The organism is Lysobacter ciconiae (assembly GCF_015209725.1).
GTDB classification, from domain to species: Bacteria; Pseudomonadota; Gammaproteobacteria; order Xanthomonadales; family Xanthomonadaceae; genus Novilysobacter; species Novilysobacter ciconiae.
Map to the genome: position 1 here is coordinate 2,194,419 of NZ_CP063656.1, position 14,193 is coordinate 2,208,611.

A 14,193-nucleotide genomic window follows, 5' to 3' on the forward strand; every position below is an offset into this window, starting at 1 on the left:
CGCGCAGGCACTAGCGCCCGCGCAGGCGCTAGGCCTCCGCCAACTCCGCGACCTCGTCCCAAACGGCGCGACCGGCCTTCTTGCGCAAGCTTGCCAGGCGCGCCTCGTGCGCCGCGAGTTCTGGGGCGAGGATCACCACCCGCGGGCGCTGCAGGCGCACGTCGGCGGTGTAGGACGCCTTCGACTGCTCGCCTGCCGCCGGCCCCGGCGCGGCAAAGCCGATCTCCTCCTGGCCCGACGTCAGCGCGATGTAGACCTCGGCCAGCAGCTGGGCGTCCAGCAGGGCGCCATGCAACTGCCGGTGTGCGTTGTCCACGCCCAGCCGACGGCACAACGCATCCAGCGAGTTGCGCTGCCCCGGATAGCGATGCCGGGCCAGCAGGAGCGAGTCCTCGATACGGCAGCGATCGGCCAGGCAGCCGTACTGCGCGCCCGCCAGGCGCAGCTCATTGTCCAGAAACCCGACGTCGAAGGCGGCGTTGTGGATCACCAGTTCCGCCCCGGCGATGAACTCGAGGAATTCCTCCACCACGTCGGTGAATACCGGCTTGTCGGCGAGGAACTCCAGGGTCAGGCCGGTGACTTCCTGCGCGCCCGGCTCGAATGCGCAATCGGGTTTCAGGTACTGGTGATAGGTACGACCGGTAGGCCGGCGCTCGACGAACTCGACGCAGCCGATCTCCACCACGCGGTTGCCCCGCTCCCAGCTCAGGCCGGTGGTCTCGGTATCCAGGATGACCTGACGCATCACGCGCGCCTTGCCGAGGCGGCCTGCTTGAACCGGATCGCTTCATCACGGGCGAGCACGTCGACGCGCTCGTTGTCGGGATCCCCGGAGTGGCCCTTCACCCAGCGCCAGTCGATCCGGTGGTTCTTCGTGGCCAGGTCCAGGCGCTCCCACAGATCGCGGTTCTTCACCGGCGCTCCGCCCGCGGTCTTCCAGCCGCGGCGCATCCAGTTCGCCATCCAGGTGGTGATGCCCTGGCGGACATACTGCGAGTCTGTGTGCAGGGTCACCGTGCAGCTTTCCCTGAGCGCCTCCAGGGCGCAGATCGTGGCCATCAGCTCCATGCGGTTGTTGGTGGTGTCGGCCTCGCCGCCCACCAGCTCACGCTCGCGGCCCTTGCAGCGCAGCAGCGCCGCCCAGCCGCCGGGGCCGGGATTGCCCAGGCAGGAGCCGTCGGTGTGGATCTCGACAATCGTGGGGGTCCTGGTCGCGCCGGTGTCTTCAGTCATCGCGCCATTATCCCCGACCGCGCGCGTCGGGTCTTGTCCTGACCCGCGGATCGACCCGCCGGTCCGCCGGCGGCAGCGGCCAGCGCGCGACCTGCCAGCGCAGCTGGCGGAGCGCCGTCGGCGGGATCATCGCCTGCACCTGCTTGCCCGCGCTGAGCGCCAGCACGCTGCGGAAGCGGTCGGCGAAGCCGATCCCGGAATCCTCCACCCGGGGCTGCCACCTCGGGCCGAGCCATTGCACCCGGGTCGCGGCGGACGCGAACCCCGCTCGGCGAATCGCCGCCTGCCAGGCACCGGTGCCCTTCGAGCGCACGCCCGCGCCGGTCCAGCGCAGGCGGTAGGGGCTCCACGGGTTGAGTGTCGCCAGCCACAGCCGACCGCCGGGGGCGAGCAGCCGCGCGCATTCCTCCAGGATGTCCTGCACCTGATGCCCGTCATCAAGTGCGTGTTGGAGGAATATCGCGCCGAAGCACTCACTGGCCAGCGGCAGCGGCAGGTCGCATTGCAGATCACCGGCAAACCCACTTGGTGTGCGATGCAGGCGGACCCCGCGGGCGGCGTCGGGTGCAAGCGCCGCATCCGGGCCGATCCACAGCCACGGCAAGGCGGGGCACATTGCCAACGCCCGCCCCACCGCCGCAACCTCACTGTCCAGAAGCGCGTTTCCTGCCGCGCCTTCGAACCAGCCGAGCGTGCTCGGCGGCGGTTTCCCCAGTTGACGGTGGTAGGTGAACGCGGGCATGGTCGCGGGTTGTCCCTCGGTCGAATACGGCGGATCCCTGATTCTGCTGCATGCCGCGGGCAATCCCAAGGAGTCCCCGTATGCAGTTGCAGGCCCTGAATGCATTCAGTGACAACTACATCTGGTGCGCCACCGGTACGGACGGGACCGCACTGGTGGTCGATCCAGGCGAGGCGGCTCCGGTTCTGGCGGCGGCCGATGCCGGCCTGCGGCCAAGCGCCATCCTGCTTACCCACCACCACCACGACCATATCGGGGGCGTGGAAGAGTTGCTGCAGCGCTGGCCGCAGCTGCGCGTGTTTGCGCCGGACGACGCTCGCATCGGTTCCGCGACCGACGTGGTCGCGGACGGCGCACGCTTCCGCGCGGCGGGTTTCGAGCTGGAGGTGATCGCGGTTCCGGGGCACACCTCGACCCACGTGGCCTACTTCTGCGGGGTGCCCGGGGGCGGTGCGCTGTTCAGCGGGGACACGCTGTTCAGCCTGGGTTGCGGGCGACTTTTCGAAGGTAGCCCGTTGCAGATGCACCAGTCGCTCTCCCGCCTGGCCGTTCTGCCCGCCTCCACCCGGCTGTATTGCGGGCACGAGTACACCCTGTCCAACGCAGCCTTCGCGCGCGTGGTCGAGCCCGAAAATGCCGCGCTTGCGCGCCGCACCCAGGAAGCCAAACACATGCGTGACAATGCCCTCCCCACCCTGCCCAGCACGCTGGAAAGCGAGCTGGCCTGCAATCCCTTCCTCCGCTGCGGCCAACCGCGGGTGCAGGCCGCGGTCGCTGGCCGCCTCGGGCACCAGCCAGCCGATGAGGTCGAGGTGTTCGCCGAGCTTCGGCGATGGAAAGACGGGTTCAGCGAATGAGCGCGCGCCATCGGCCGCGCAACCGCAAGTCGGCGGCGAGGATGCTGTCCACCCTGGCGGTGACCGCACTGCTGGCCTTTCCCGCGGCGGCATCCGCGCCCGTTGCAAGCACGCCCGAGGTGCCGGCAGTCGCGGCGACCGCAACCGAAGCCGACGTCCCGACACCGATGGGCCCGCCAGTGCCGCGACGCGGCCTGGAGATCTACCGCCAGTTCCAGCAGGGACGCGCCGAGCAGGAATGCAGCAGTGACGTCAGTCCACGCTGGAGCAAGCACTTTGCCGCCGCGCCCAAGCGCCTGGCGACGCCCAGCGACGATACCCTGCTGCTGTTCGGCTACGTGCTTGACGCGGTGCGCGCTGCACACCTGCCCAGCGAATACGCCTTGATCCCGTTCGTGGAGAGCGGTTACCGCCCCGACGCACGCAGCCCATCCGGACCGGTCGGCCTGTGGCAGATGATCGAGCGCACCGCGCGCAACCACAAAGTGCCGATCCGCGCCGGCTACGACGGCCGCCTGTCGCCAGTGGATTCCACCCGCGCCGCAGTGCGCTACCTGAAGACCCTGCATGGCATGTTCGCCGGCGACTGGCGACTGGCCGCGATGGCCTACAACGCCGGCGAGTACCGGATCCTGGGCGCACTCAAGAGCGGCGGCCAGCAGGCGCGCAGCGCCGATCCGGCCAGCCTGGCCGGTGTGCCGGCAACCACGCAGGCGTACGTGCGCAAGCTGCAGGCGCTGTCCTGCGTGCTGGGCGATGCCAAGCAGCAGGATTCCTGGGTCAAGGCCATGGACCGACCGGCGCCGCGGCTGCAGGCCATCACGCTGGACAAGCAGACCCGGCGCATCACTGACTGGGCCGACCGGCATGGCCAGGATCCGGCGCGGGTCGGCCGGCTGAACCCGGTCTTCGGCGACGGGCCGATCGCGACCAGTGGCGATGGCCAGGTGCGCCTGCTGGCACCCGACCTGGGCATCAATTAGAAGGCGACCGCGCGGGTACACTAGCCCGGTTGCCCGACCACGCCGGTCGTGGCGCTGGTCAATGAGGAGCAACCATGGGTTTTCTGCAAGGCAAGCGTGCGCTGATCACCGGCATCGCCAGCGATCGCTCGATCGCCAGCGGCATCGCCGAAGCCATGCACCGCGAGGGCGCGGAGCTGGCTTTTACCTACTTGAACGACAAGCTCAAGCCGCGCGTTGAAAAGGCCGCCGCCGCGCTGGGCAGCGACATCGTGTTGCCGCTGGACGTCTCCAGTGACGAGCAGATTGCCGATTGCTTCGATCAGCTGGGCAAGCATTGGGATGGTTTCGACATCCTCGTCCACGCGATCGCCTTTGCGCCGCGCGAAGCGATCGAAGGGGAGTTCCTGGACGGACTGACACGCGAGAACTGGGCCGTGGCGCACGACATTTCCGCCTATTCACTGGCCGCGATCTCCAAGGCCGCCCGGCCGCTGATGGCGGGCCGCGACGGCGCGATCCTGACCCTGAGCTACCTGGGAGCCGTGCGCGCGCTGCAGAACTACAACGTGATGGGTGTGGCCAAGGCCAGCCTGGAAGCCACGGTCCGTTACCTGGCGCTGAACCTGGGACCGGAAGGGACGCGGGTCAACGCGATCTCGGCCGGTCCAATCAAGACGCTCTCGGCGGCCGGCATCTCCAACTTCCGCAAGATGCTCGGCCAGTTCGAGAAGACCTCGCCCCTGCGCCGCACCGTCACCATCGAGGACGTCGGCAACACGGCCGCGTTCCTGTGCTCAGACCTGGCCCGCGGGATCACCGGTGAGGTGACATACGTCGACTCGGGCTACAACATCATGGGCATGAGCGGCGTCGGCAGCGACGACTGAGGCAAACCAGACCCTGAAGCAGGCGCTGTGAGATGGGCGCTGTGAGATGGGGCCTTCGAAACAGGCCCCGTGAAACAGGCGCTTTGAAACAGGCTCTATGAAAAAAGCCCGGCATTGCCGGGCTTTTTCGTGTCCGCGACCGGGCGCTGCCGCCCGGTGCCGGCGTGCGTGCTAGAGGTTTTCCTCCAGCACGCGGATCTTCATGCTCTTGCGCAGGCTCGATATCAGCGCCTGCACATCGTCGATGCCCGCGGCCTGGCCGAGCTGCTGCTGCAGCATTTCGCGCTGCTCCTGCGGGAACTCGGCAGCGTTGCCTGGAGTGACCTTGTCCACCGTGAACAACACGATGCGGCCGTCGTCGAGCACCTTGCTTCCCACCGCCTTGCCACCGTCCTTGACCTGCAGCGCAAACATCGCGTCTGCGACACCCGGGGCGACCAGCGGCGCGCCACGCGGCACGGCGGTGAGCACTTCGGGTTCCGCGAGCGATTCGGCACTGGCCAGGGCGGCCAGCGATTCGCCCTTCTCCAGCCGCGACTGCAGAGCAAGCGCACGTTCGCGCGCGGCAGTTTCCCTGCGCTCGGCGCGGATGGAGGCCACGACCTGGTCGCGCACCTTCGCCAATGGCTGGGCTTCCTCCGGCGTGTGCGACACGACCCGGATCCAGACGTTGTGGTCGGGACCGACCTCGATCGGGTCGCTGACCGTGCCGTCCTGGATCAGCACGTCCGAGAACGCGGCGCGCTTGACCGCAGGGCTCGCCGCAATCCCGTCATTGGAACCGGCGTCAAAGGGCCCCAGCTTCTGCACCTTGACGTTGGCCGCCTCTGCAGCGAGCGCCAGGCCGCTGGGATTTTGCAGCACCGCATCCACGACACGGCTGGACAGATCATTGAACTGGCTCTCGCGATCAGCGGTCTCCTGCTCGCGGGCCAGGGTGTCGCGCACGGCTTCAAACGGCTCGCGCTCTCCGGCCTTCACTTCGCGCAACTGGATCACGTGAAAACCGAACTCGGTCCTGACCGGGTCGCTGATCTCGCCGGCGGACATCGCAAACACCGCATCCTCCAGCGCACCAGGCATCATGCCGCGGCTGATCCAGCCCAGGTCGCCGCCGGCTGAAGCGGCGTCGTCGCTGTTGTTCTGTGCGAGCGCGGCAAAATCCGCACCCGCGGCGCGCGCCTGTGCGGCGAGCGCGGACGCCTTCGCCTCGGCCGCCTGCACGGCAGCGGCATCCGCGTCCGGGCTCACCTCGACCAGGATGTGCGAGGCCAGCCGCTCCTCCTGCTGGGCGAACTTGTCCGACTCCTGCTCGTAGCGCTGGCGCAGCGTGGCCTCGTCGGCCGGCGGGACAGGCGGCAGGTCGGCCGCATCCAGCGAGATGTATTCGATGGTCACGCGCTCCGGGGCGCGGTAATCGGCCACATGGGCGTCGTACCACGCCTGCACATCCGCATCGCCGATCGCCTCGGCGCCGGCATCCGCGGCGGGCACCAGCAATACCGAGACATCGCGCAGCTCGCCCAAAAGCCTGATCAGCCGATCCATCTCCGCGTCGGTCACAAAGCTGCTTTCCGCCAGCGCCGTCATCACCAGGCCCTGCTCCAGGCTCTCGCGCACCAGCTGGTCGAACTGCGCCGGTGTGCGCGCCGGTACCTGCGAGGCCAGCGCCAGCTGGTAACGCTGCGGGTCAAAGCGTCCGTCGACCTGGAAAGCCGGGATGCGCTGGATCTCGTTGATCACCATCGCATCACTCACCGTCACCCCGGCCGCCTGGGCCGCCATCGCCTGGATCTTCTGGTCGATCAGGCTGTCCAGCACGGCGCGCTTGTTCTCCATCGCTTCAAACGCGCGGGCGTCAAAGGCGTCGCCCTGTTCGGCACGCTGCTGCTGGCGCACCTGCTCGAAGCGGTTGCGGAATTCCTCGGTGCCGACTTCCTCATGACGCCAGAACACCGATGCCGGCCAGAACGAGGGCGCCGACGACCACCAGGCAGGAGGCGCCTTGATCGAGGCGACGGTGCTGCTGCCGCTCTGGACGAGGTACTGGTCCAGGCCGAACAGCGCGAAGGGCACGATCAGTATCCCCAGGATCGCCATCGCGACCCAGCCGGTGGTCTTTTCTCGGATTTTTCGCAGCATGATGCAGTCTGGTCAGGGCGGAAGCCGCACAGTTTACCGTGGATAGGCGCCGCGGGTCCTGCGCCGGACCGGCCGGACTTCTGTCACTGCCAACGCCAGCGGAAGACCGCACTTCCACCGCGATGGTGGCCAGAGGCCGGAAAGGCAGAACGCCCGCAAATCATCGATTTGCAGGCGTTCTGGATAAACTGGCGGAGCGGACGGGACTCGAACCCGCGACCTCCGGCGTGACAGGCCAGCATTCTAACCAACTGAACTACCGCTCCGCGCTTTGAACTTTCCCCAACCGCAGCGAATCCGTTATGCCGGATCGGCGTTGCTGCCCGGACCGGCCGCCCGCGAGGCTGGCGAACCGGAGTAGAACTGGCGGAGTGGACGGGACTCGAACCCGCGACCTCCGGCGTGACAGGCCAGCATTCTAACCAACTGAACTACCACTCCGCACTTTTAAGCTTGGTAACCCGGCGCTGGTGGGTGCTGAGGGTTTCGAACCCCCGACCCTCTCCGTGTAAAGGAGACGCTCTACCACTGAGCTAAGCACCCGAAATTCAGACCTGGGCAATACGACCGCCCGGTGGGTAGCCGCTTAGTTTACAGCGTCCTTCAGTGCTTTGCCAGCCTTGAACGCCGGATTGTTGGAGGCCTTGATCTGGATGGTCTCACCGGTTTTCGGGTTGCGGCCCTGACGGGCGGCACGGTTGCGAACCTGGAACGTACCGAAGCCAACGAGCGTGATGGAGTCGCCCTTCTTCAGTGCATCGGTGATCACGCTGACCATCGCGTCGACCGCGTTGGATGCATCGGCCTTGGAAAGCTCCGCAGCATCGGCGACGGCACTGACGAATTCAGACTTGTTCATTCAATTTGACTCCCTGAGCGGTTTCACCGCGTGTGCTTGAAATCGAAGTGCCAGCGTACATGACAGCTCCTCGATCGACCTTGCCGCTGCGCCCTGCCGAAAACCGGCTTTCGCGAAACGGTTGCTGGCCGTTATACCAGTGGGGTTTTCACCGCGCAAGACTGAAACCCAGCAACGACGCGGGTTTCAGCCATATCCGGCGCTTTTTTCGTGTGCCCGCCGCGATCAGTGCTTGACCCCGGCGCGCGCGCTGCGCTCGCCCTTGCGCGGTGCCGGCAGGTCAGCCTGCCCGGCGGGCGGGAGTGGCGTCAGCGGGCGTTCCAGGGCGATGTCGAGCACCTCGTCGATCCAGCGTGCCGGGACGATTTTCAGCCCTTCCGTCACCGCCTTGGGCAGATCGACCAGATCCTTCTTGTTTTCCTCCGGGATGACCACCGTGGTGATCCCGCCGCGCAGGGCCGCAAGCAGCTTCTCCTTCAATCCCCCGATGGGAAGCACGCGACCGCGCAGGGTGATCTCCCCGGTCATGGCAACCTCGGCGCGGACCGGGTTCTTGGTCAACGTGGACACCAGCGCGGTCACCATGGCGATGCCCGCGCTGGGCCCGTCCTTGGGCGTCGCACCCTCGGGCACGTGGACGTGGACGTCGTGCTTTTCCAGGAATCCCAGATCGATGCCGAGCCGCTCGGTACGCGCGCGCACGACCGACAGCGCCGCCGACGCGGATTCCTTCATCACGTCGCCCAACTGGCCGGTCAGCAGCAGCTGGCCCTTGCCGGGAACCAGGGTCGATTCGACCTGCAGCAATTCACCGCCCACCTCGGTCCAGGCCAGGCCGGTCACCAGGCCGATCTCGTTTTCTTCCTCGGCACGGCCGAAGTCGAAGCGACGCACGCCCAGGTACTTGTCCAGGTTCTTGCTGTCGACCACCAGCGGCTTCTTCCGCGCCTTGGCCTTGGGCCCGGCGAGGGCGATTTCCTTGACCACCTTGCGGCAGATCTTGGCGATGTCGCGCTCCAGGTTGCGCACGCCGGCCTCGCGGGTGTAGTAGCGCACGATGTCGTGCACCGCGGCCTCGGCGATCTTCAGCTCCCCGTCCTTCAGGCCGTTGGCCTTGAGCTGCTTGGGCAGCAGGTAGCGCATCGCGATGTTGACCTTTTCGTCCTCGGTGTAGCCGGGGATCCGGATGACTTCCATGCGGTCCAGCAGCGGACCGGGGATGTTGAGCGAGTTGGCGGTCGCAACAAACATCACCTCGCTCAGGTCCAGGTCCACTTCCAGGTAGTGGTCGTTGAAGGAGTCGTTCTGTTCCGGGTCCAGCACCTCCAGCAGGGCGGACGAGGGATCGCCACGGAAGTCCATCGACATCTTGTCGATCTCGTCGAGCATGAACAGCGGATTGCGGGTGCCGGCCTTGGTCAGGTTCTGCACCACGCGGCCGGGCATCGAACCGACATACGTACGGCGATGGCCACGGATCTCGGCCTCGTCGCGCACCCCGCCCAGCGACATGCGCACGAACTTGCGGTTGGTCGCCTTGGCGATCGACTGGCCCAGCGAGGTCTTGCCCACGCCGGGCGGGCCGACCAGGCATAGGATCGCGCCCTTCATGCGCTTTACGCGGGTCTGCACGGCCAGGTACTCGAGGATGCGCTCCTTGACCTTCTCCAGCCCGTAGTGATCCGCATCGAGCACGTCCTGGGCCGCCTTGAGGTCCTTGCGCACCTTGCTGCGCTTCTTCCACGGCACGCCCAGCAGCCAGTCCAGGTAGTTGCGCACGACCGCAGCTTCGGCCGACATCGGCGACATCTGCTTGAGCTTGGCCAACTCGCTCTTGGCCTTGGCCTCCACCGGCTGCGGCATGCCCGCTTCGGCGATCTTGCGGGTCAGCTCCTCGATGTCATTGGGCATGTCATCGATCTCGCCCAGCTCCTTCTGGATCGCCTTCATCTGCTCGTTGAGATAGTACTCGCGCTGGCTCTTCTCCATCTGGCCCTTGACCCGGCCGCGGATGCGCTTTTCCAGCTGCTGCACGTCGATTTCGCCGTCGAGCAGACCGATCAACTGCTCCAGCCGGGCGCCGATGCCATGGGTTTCCAGCAGGCGCTGCTTGTCGGCCACGCGCACGCCCAGGTGCGCGGCGACGGTATCGGACAGCCGCCCCGGCTCATCGATGCCCGACAGGGTCTGCATCAGTTCGGGCGGAAGCTTGCGGTTGGTCTTGATGTACTGCTCGAACAGGCTCATCAGCGAACGCGTCACCGCCTCGATCTCGCGTTCTTCGCGATCCATCTCGGCCGGGATCTCCTGCGCCCGTCCGCGCAGCGCGCCGTCGGTCTCGACCACCTGGTCGACCTTGGCCCGCGACACGCCCTCGACCAGCACCTTGATGGTGCCGTCGGGCAGTTTCAGCAGTTGCAGGACCTGGGACAGCGTGCCGACCTCGAACAGGTCCCCGGGGCCCGGATCATCGGTCTCGGCGGCTTTCTGGGCCACCAGCAGGATCTGCTTGTCGCCTTCCATCGCCGCCTCGAGGGCACGGATGGACTTGTCGCGCCCGACGAACAGCGGGATCACCATGTGTGGAAACACGACGACATCGCGCAGGGGCAGCACGGGCAGGTCCAGGGGTCCCTCGTCGCTGGTCACGCGGTCTGTGGATTCGCTCATTTTGAACTCCGGTCGTTCAAGCGGTCGCCCACGCAGGGCGCGGCCGCATAAAAAAGAAGGGTGCCGGGAATTGCCGGCCATGACACGATTTATGGGGCCCGTGCGACAAGGTTGCAAGCGGCTTGTTCAGCCGGTACGGGCAAAATTCATGCCCCGAAAACAAAATCAGCCACTTGCAGGCGCAGGTGGCTGATCGCGATTCCGGACGGCGAATCCGTCCTTCGGAGTCGGCTCAGTCGCCGGACGCGGCCTTCTGCGGCGCCACCGACGGCGTCTCGTAGATCAGGTACGGCTCGGTCTTGTGCTCGATCACCGACTCGTCCACGACCACCTTGCTGACATCCTCCAGCGACGGCAATTCGTACATGGTGTCCAGCAGCACCGACTCGACGATGGTGCGCAACCCACGCGCGCCGGTCTTGCGCTTGAGCGCCTTGCGGGCGATGGCCACCAGCGCGTCGGGGCGGAACTCCAGCTCCACATCCTCCATCTCGAACAGCTTGCGGAACTGCTTGGTGATGGCGTTCCTGGGCTCGGTGAGGATGGTCACCAGCGCGGCCTCGTCCAGTTCCTCCAGCGTTGCGACCACCGGCAGGCGGCCGACAAACTCGGGGATCAGGCCGAACTTGACCAGATCCTCGGGCTCGACCTCGGCCAGCACGGTGCCGATGTCGACCTTGCGGTCGCTGCTCTTCACCTTGGCGCCGAAACCAATGCCGCCGGCCTCGGTGCTGCGCTGCTGGATGATCTTGTCCAGGCCGGCGAATGCACCCCCGACGATGAACAGGATATTGCGGGTGTCGACCTGCAGGAACTCCTGCTGCGGATGCTTGCGACCGCCCTGCGGCGGCACACTGGCCACGGTGCCTTCGATCAGCTTCAGCAGCGCCTGCTGTACGCCCTCGCCCGAGACGTCGCGGGTGATGGACGGGTTGTCGGACTTGCGCGAGATCTTGTCGATCTCATCGATGTAGACGATGCCCTGCTGCGCCTTCTCCACGTCGTAGTCGCACTTCTGCAGCAGCTTCTGGATGATATTTTCCACGTCCTCGCCGACGTAGCCGGCCTCGGTCAGCGTGGTTGCGTCGGCCATCGTGAAGGGAACGTTGAGCATTCGCGCCAGCGTCTCGGCCAGCAGCGTCTTGCCCGAGCCGGTCGGACCAACCATCAGGATATTGGACTTGGCCAGCTCGATATCGTCGCTCTTCTGGCGGCTCTCGATGCGCTTGTAGTGGTTGTAGACGGCAACGGCGAGGGTCTTCTTCGCGCGCGCCTGGCCGATCACGTACTCATCGAGCACGGCAAGGATCTCGCGCGGCTTGGGCAGGTGGCTGCGCGCGGATTGCGCCTTCTCCTCCAGTTCCTCACGGATGATGTCGTTGCACAGTTCAACGCACTCATCGCAGATGAATACGCTCGGACCGGCAATCAGCTTGCGCACCTCGTGCTGGCTCTTCCCGCAGAAGGAGCAGTAGAGGATCTTGTTGCTGTCGCCGCTGCTGCGGCCCTGTCGGTCATCGGTCATGCGCTTGCCTGGATCGTCTTGGCTGGAACATCTGTATTTGGAACATGGCACCCGCGGAACGCGAGTACGGGGGCGATGGGTTCCGGCGTGGTTTGGTTTGAGGGTAGCACAGCGGGCGGACCCGAAAACTCACGGGCCCGCCGCTCAATACCGTTTAAAATCAGTAGCTTGCGCTAAATCGCCCGGGAGCTCGTGCGGCGTTGGACTCAACTGGCCTGGATGGACTCTTCGGGCCGGCGCTCCAGCACCTCGTCAACCAGACCGTAGTCACGTGCCGCCTCGGCACCCTTGAAGTTGTCGCGGTCGGTGTCGCGCGCGATCGTCTCCAGCGGCTGGCCGGTGTGGCGCGACAGCACTTCGTTGAGGCGCTGCTTCAGCGCGAGGATCTCGCGCGCGTGGATCTCGATGTCGGTGGCCTGGCCCTGGAAGCCACCCAGCGGCTGGTGGATCATCACCCGCGAATTGGGCAGCGCGTACCGCTTGCCCTTCGCGCCCGACGCCAGCAGCAGCGCGCCCATGGACGCGGCCTGGCCGACGCAGATCGTGCTCACGTCGGGCCGGATGTACTGCATGGTGTCGTAGATCGCCATGCCGGCGGTGACCACGCCACCGGGCGAGTTGATGTAGAGGCTGATGTCCTTCTCGGGATTTTCCGCCTCGAGGAACAGCATCTGGGCCACGATCACGTTGGCCACGTGGTCATCGATGGGACCGACCAGGAAAATCACCCGCTCCTTGAGCAGGCGCGAGTAGATGTCGTACGCGCGCTCACCGCGGCTGGTTTGTTCGACCACCATCGGCACGAGGTTCAGGGCTTTTGTTTGCTTATCCATCAAAACGGCACCTTGGCTGGCATTGCATGGGCTGACCCAATCAACGTGGGGTCGACCGGGCCACGACGCAAGGGCCGCCGGCGCCCGCGTCAGGCGGGAACCGGCAAGCCGGATCGATTACTGGCGGATGGCGTCGGCGAACTCGAGCGGCTGCTCGGTGTGCTCGGCGCGCTCGGCGATCCAGTCGATCACCTGCTCTTCCATGACGCGCCCCTGCAGGCCGCGCATCAGGTCCTGGTCATTGCGGTAGAGCTCGATGACCTGCTCGGGTTCTTCGTACGTCGAGGCAATCAGGTTCAGGGTTTCGTTGACCCGCTTGGGATCAAGCTTGAGCTCGTTGCTGCGGGCGACTTCACCCACCAGCAGGCCGACCAGAACGCGCCTGCGGGCGCCGTCCATGAACTGCAGGTGCGCGTCGGCGGGAAGCTCGGCGTTGCGACCCTGGCGGCGTGCCTGTTCGGCGGCCTGCGCGGCCATGTCGCGCGCCTCGTTCTCGACCAGCTTCGGCGGCATCTCCACCCCGGCATACGCCGCGGCCAGCTGCTCGCTGACCTCGCGACGCAGGCGGCTCATCAACGCGCCCTTGAGCTCGCGCTCCAGGTTGCTGCGGATGTCGGAGCGGAACTGCTCCGCATCGCCGCTGCGGATGCCGAAGCTCTTGATGAACTCGGCGTCGACTTCGGGCAGGTGCGGCTCGGAGACCTTTCCGACCTTCAGGTTGACCACGACGGTCTTGCCGGCGAGCGCGGCCACGCGCCAATCGGCCGGGAACTGGACGTCCACGTCCTTCTCGTCGCCGGCCTTCATGCCCTTCAGCTCGGCCTCGATGGCCGGCAGCATGCCGCCGGAGCCGATCACCGTGGTGCCGCGCTCGGCGCCTTCGGCCGGCATGCGCTCGCCCTCCACCGTGGAGAAGGTCTCCAACTCGACCGCGTCGCCTTCCTGGGCGCCGCGCTCGACTTCGTTCCAGCTTCGGCGCTGCAGACGCAGGTTCTCGACCATGGTATCGATGTCCGCATCCTTCACCTCGGAGGTGTTGCGGACGATCTTCAGGCCGGACACGTCGATGTCACCGAAATCGGGGACAACCTCGAAGGTCGCCACGTAGGCCAGTTCGTCGGCGCTGTCGCTGGCCGGCTCGATGGCCGGGCTGCCGGCGATCTTCAGCGACTGCTCGCGCACCGCGTTGCCGAAACTGTCGCGCACGAGCGCGTCAAGCACCTCGGCACGGACCTGCTGGCCGAAACGCTGCTCGATGACCTTGGGCGGGATGCGCCCGGGACGGAAGCCCTTGATCCGCGCCGTGCGCGAGATCTCGCGCAGACGGCCGCCGACTTCGCTCTGGTAGCGGTCCGACGGGAGGTTGAAGGTCATGCGGCGTTCAAGGGCACCGAGCGATTCGACCGAAACTTGCATATCCACTCCTGCAACCGCGGCGAACACCGACGGCACGTTGATTTGATGTTGGGCCAAGGCG

At 66.4% G+C, this 14,193-nt stretch carries 12 protein-coding genes and 3 tRNA genes; 3 read left to right on the top strand and 12 right to left on the bottom strand.

Translation table 11 applies throughout. The features are described from left to right. Positions 1-28: 28 nt before the first annotated feature. The 3 genes from dnaQ to INQ41_RS09855 are packed head-to-tail and all read right to left on the bottom strand — an operon-like array spanning position 29 to position 1,978. The gene (gene dnaQ, locus INQ41_RS09845; RefSeq protein WP_193984053.1) at positions 29-748 is read right to left on the bottom strand and encodes a DNA polymerase III subunit epsilon; all 720 of its coding nucleotides are present in this window, start codon (positions 746-748) and stop codon (positions 29-31) included. Next, the gene (gene rnhA, locus INQ41_RS09850) at positions 748-1,236 is read right to left on the bottom strand and encodes a ribonuclease HI (protein WP_193984055.1); all 489 of its coding nucleotides are present in this window, start codon (positions 1,234-1,236) and stop codon (positions 748-750) included. The genes dnaQ and rnhA overlap by 1 nt, the downstream gene beginning before the upstream one ends. A gap of 7 nt (positions 1,237-1,243) precedes the next feature. Further along, a complete protein-coding gene (locus tag INQ41_RS09855) occupies positions 1,244-1,978 on the bottom strand; it encodes a methyltransferase domain-containing protein (protein ID WP_193984057.1) in 735 nt (244 codons plus the stop codon). An 80-nt stretch (positions 1,979-2,058) separates the two neighbouring features. Between INQ41_RS09855 and gloB the strand changes: the two genes are divergently transcribed. The 3 genes from gloB (at position 2,059) to INQ41_RS09870 (ending at position 4,687) form a co-directional block, all read left to right on the top strand. Next, the gene (gloB, locus tag INQ41_RS09860; RefSeq protein WP_193984059.1) at positions 2,059-2,835 is read left to right on the top strand and encodes a hydroxyacylglutathione hydrolase; all 777 of its coding nucleotides are present in this window, start codon (positions 2,059-2,061) and stop codon (positions 2,833-2,835) included. After that, positions 2,832-3,818, top strand: a complete 987-nt coding sequence (locus tag INQ41_RS09865) for a lytic transglycosylase domain-containing protein (protein WP_193984061.1) — start codon at positions 2,832-2,834, stop codon at positions 3,816-3,818. Before gloB ends, INQ41_RS09865 begins: the two co-directional genes overlap by 4 nt. A gap of 74 nt (positions 3,819-3,892) precedes the next feature. Continuing rightward, on the top strand, positions 3,893-4,687 hold the full coding sequence (locus INQ41_RS09870) for an enoyl-ACP reductase FabI (protein WP_193984062.1): 795 nt from the start codon (positions 3,893-3,895) through the stop codon (positions 4,685-4,687). Between the two features lie 171 nt (positions 4,688-4,858). Here INQ41_RS09870 and INQ41_RS09875 read toward each other — a convergent pair whose 3' ends face one another. From INQ41_RS09875 to tig, 9 genes are all read right to left on the bottom strand, one after another. Beyond that, on the bottom strand, positions 4,859-6,829 hold the full coding sequence (locus INQ41_RS09875; protein ID WP_193984064.1) for a peptidyl-prolyl cis-trans isomerase: 1,971 nt from the start codon (positions 6,827-6,829) through the stop codon (positions 4,859-4,861). A 189-nt stretch (positions 6,830-7,018) separates the two neighbouring features. Beyond that, positions 7,019-7,095, bottom strand: a tRNA-Asp gene (locus tag INQ41_RS09880). A 98-nt stretch (positions 7,096-7,193) separates the two neighbouring features. Beyond that, positions 7,194-7,270 (bottom strand) — tRNA-Asp (locus INQ41_RS09885). Between the two features lie 27 nt (positions 7,271-7,297). Beyond that, a tRNA-Val gene (locus INQ41_RS09890) sits at positions 7,298-7,372 on the bottom strand. A gap of 43 nt (positions 7,373-7,415) precedes the next feature. After that, complete coding sequence (locus tag INQ41_RS09895) at positions 7,416-7,688, bottom strand: HU family DNA-binding protein (protein WP_043957630.1); 273 nt, start codon at positions 7,686-7,688, stop codon at positions 7,416-7,418. Between the two features lie 225 nt (positions 7,689-7,913). Further along, positions 7,914-10,358, bottom strand: a complete 2,445-nt coding sequence (gene lon, locus INQ41_RS09900) for an endopeptidase La (protein ID WP_193984066.1) — start codon at positions 10,356-10,358, stop codon at positions 7,914-7,916. A 232-nt stretch (positions 10,359-10,590) separates the two neighbouring features. Beyond that, positions 10,591-11,883: an ATP-dependent Clp protease ATP-binding subunit ClpX gene (gene clpX / locus INQ41_RS09905; RefSeq protein WP_193984068.1), complete on the bottom strand. Its 1,293-nt coding sequence runs from the start codon at positions 11,881-11,883 to the stop codon at positions 10,591-10,593. Between the two features lie 206 nt (positions 11,884-12,089). After that, positions 12,090-12,716, bottom strand: coding sequence for an ATP-dependent Clp endopeptidase proteolytic subunit ClpP (clpP, locus tag INQ41_RS09910; RefSeq protein WP_193984070.1), 627 nt, complete (start codon positions 12,714-12,716; stop codon positions 12,090-12,092). A gap of 117 nt (positions 12,717-12,833) precedes the next feature. Then, positions 12,834-14,132: a trigger factor gene (tig, locus tag INQ41_RS09915; RefSeq protein WP_193984072.1), complete on the bottom strand. Its 1,299-nt coding sequence runs from the start codon at positions 14,130-14,132 to the stop codon at positions 12,834-12,836. Positions 14,133-14,193 lie beyond the last annotated feature (61 nt).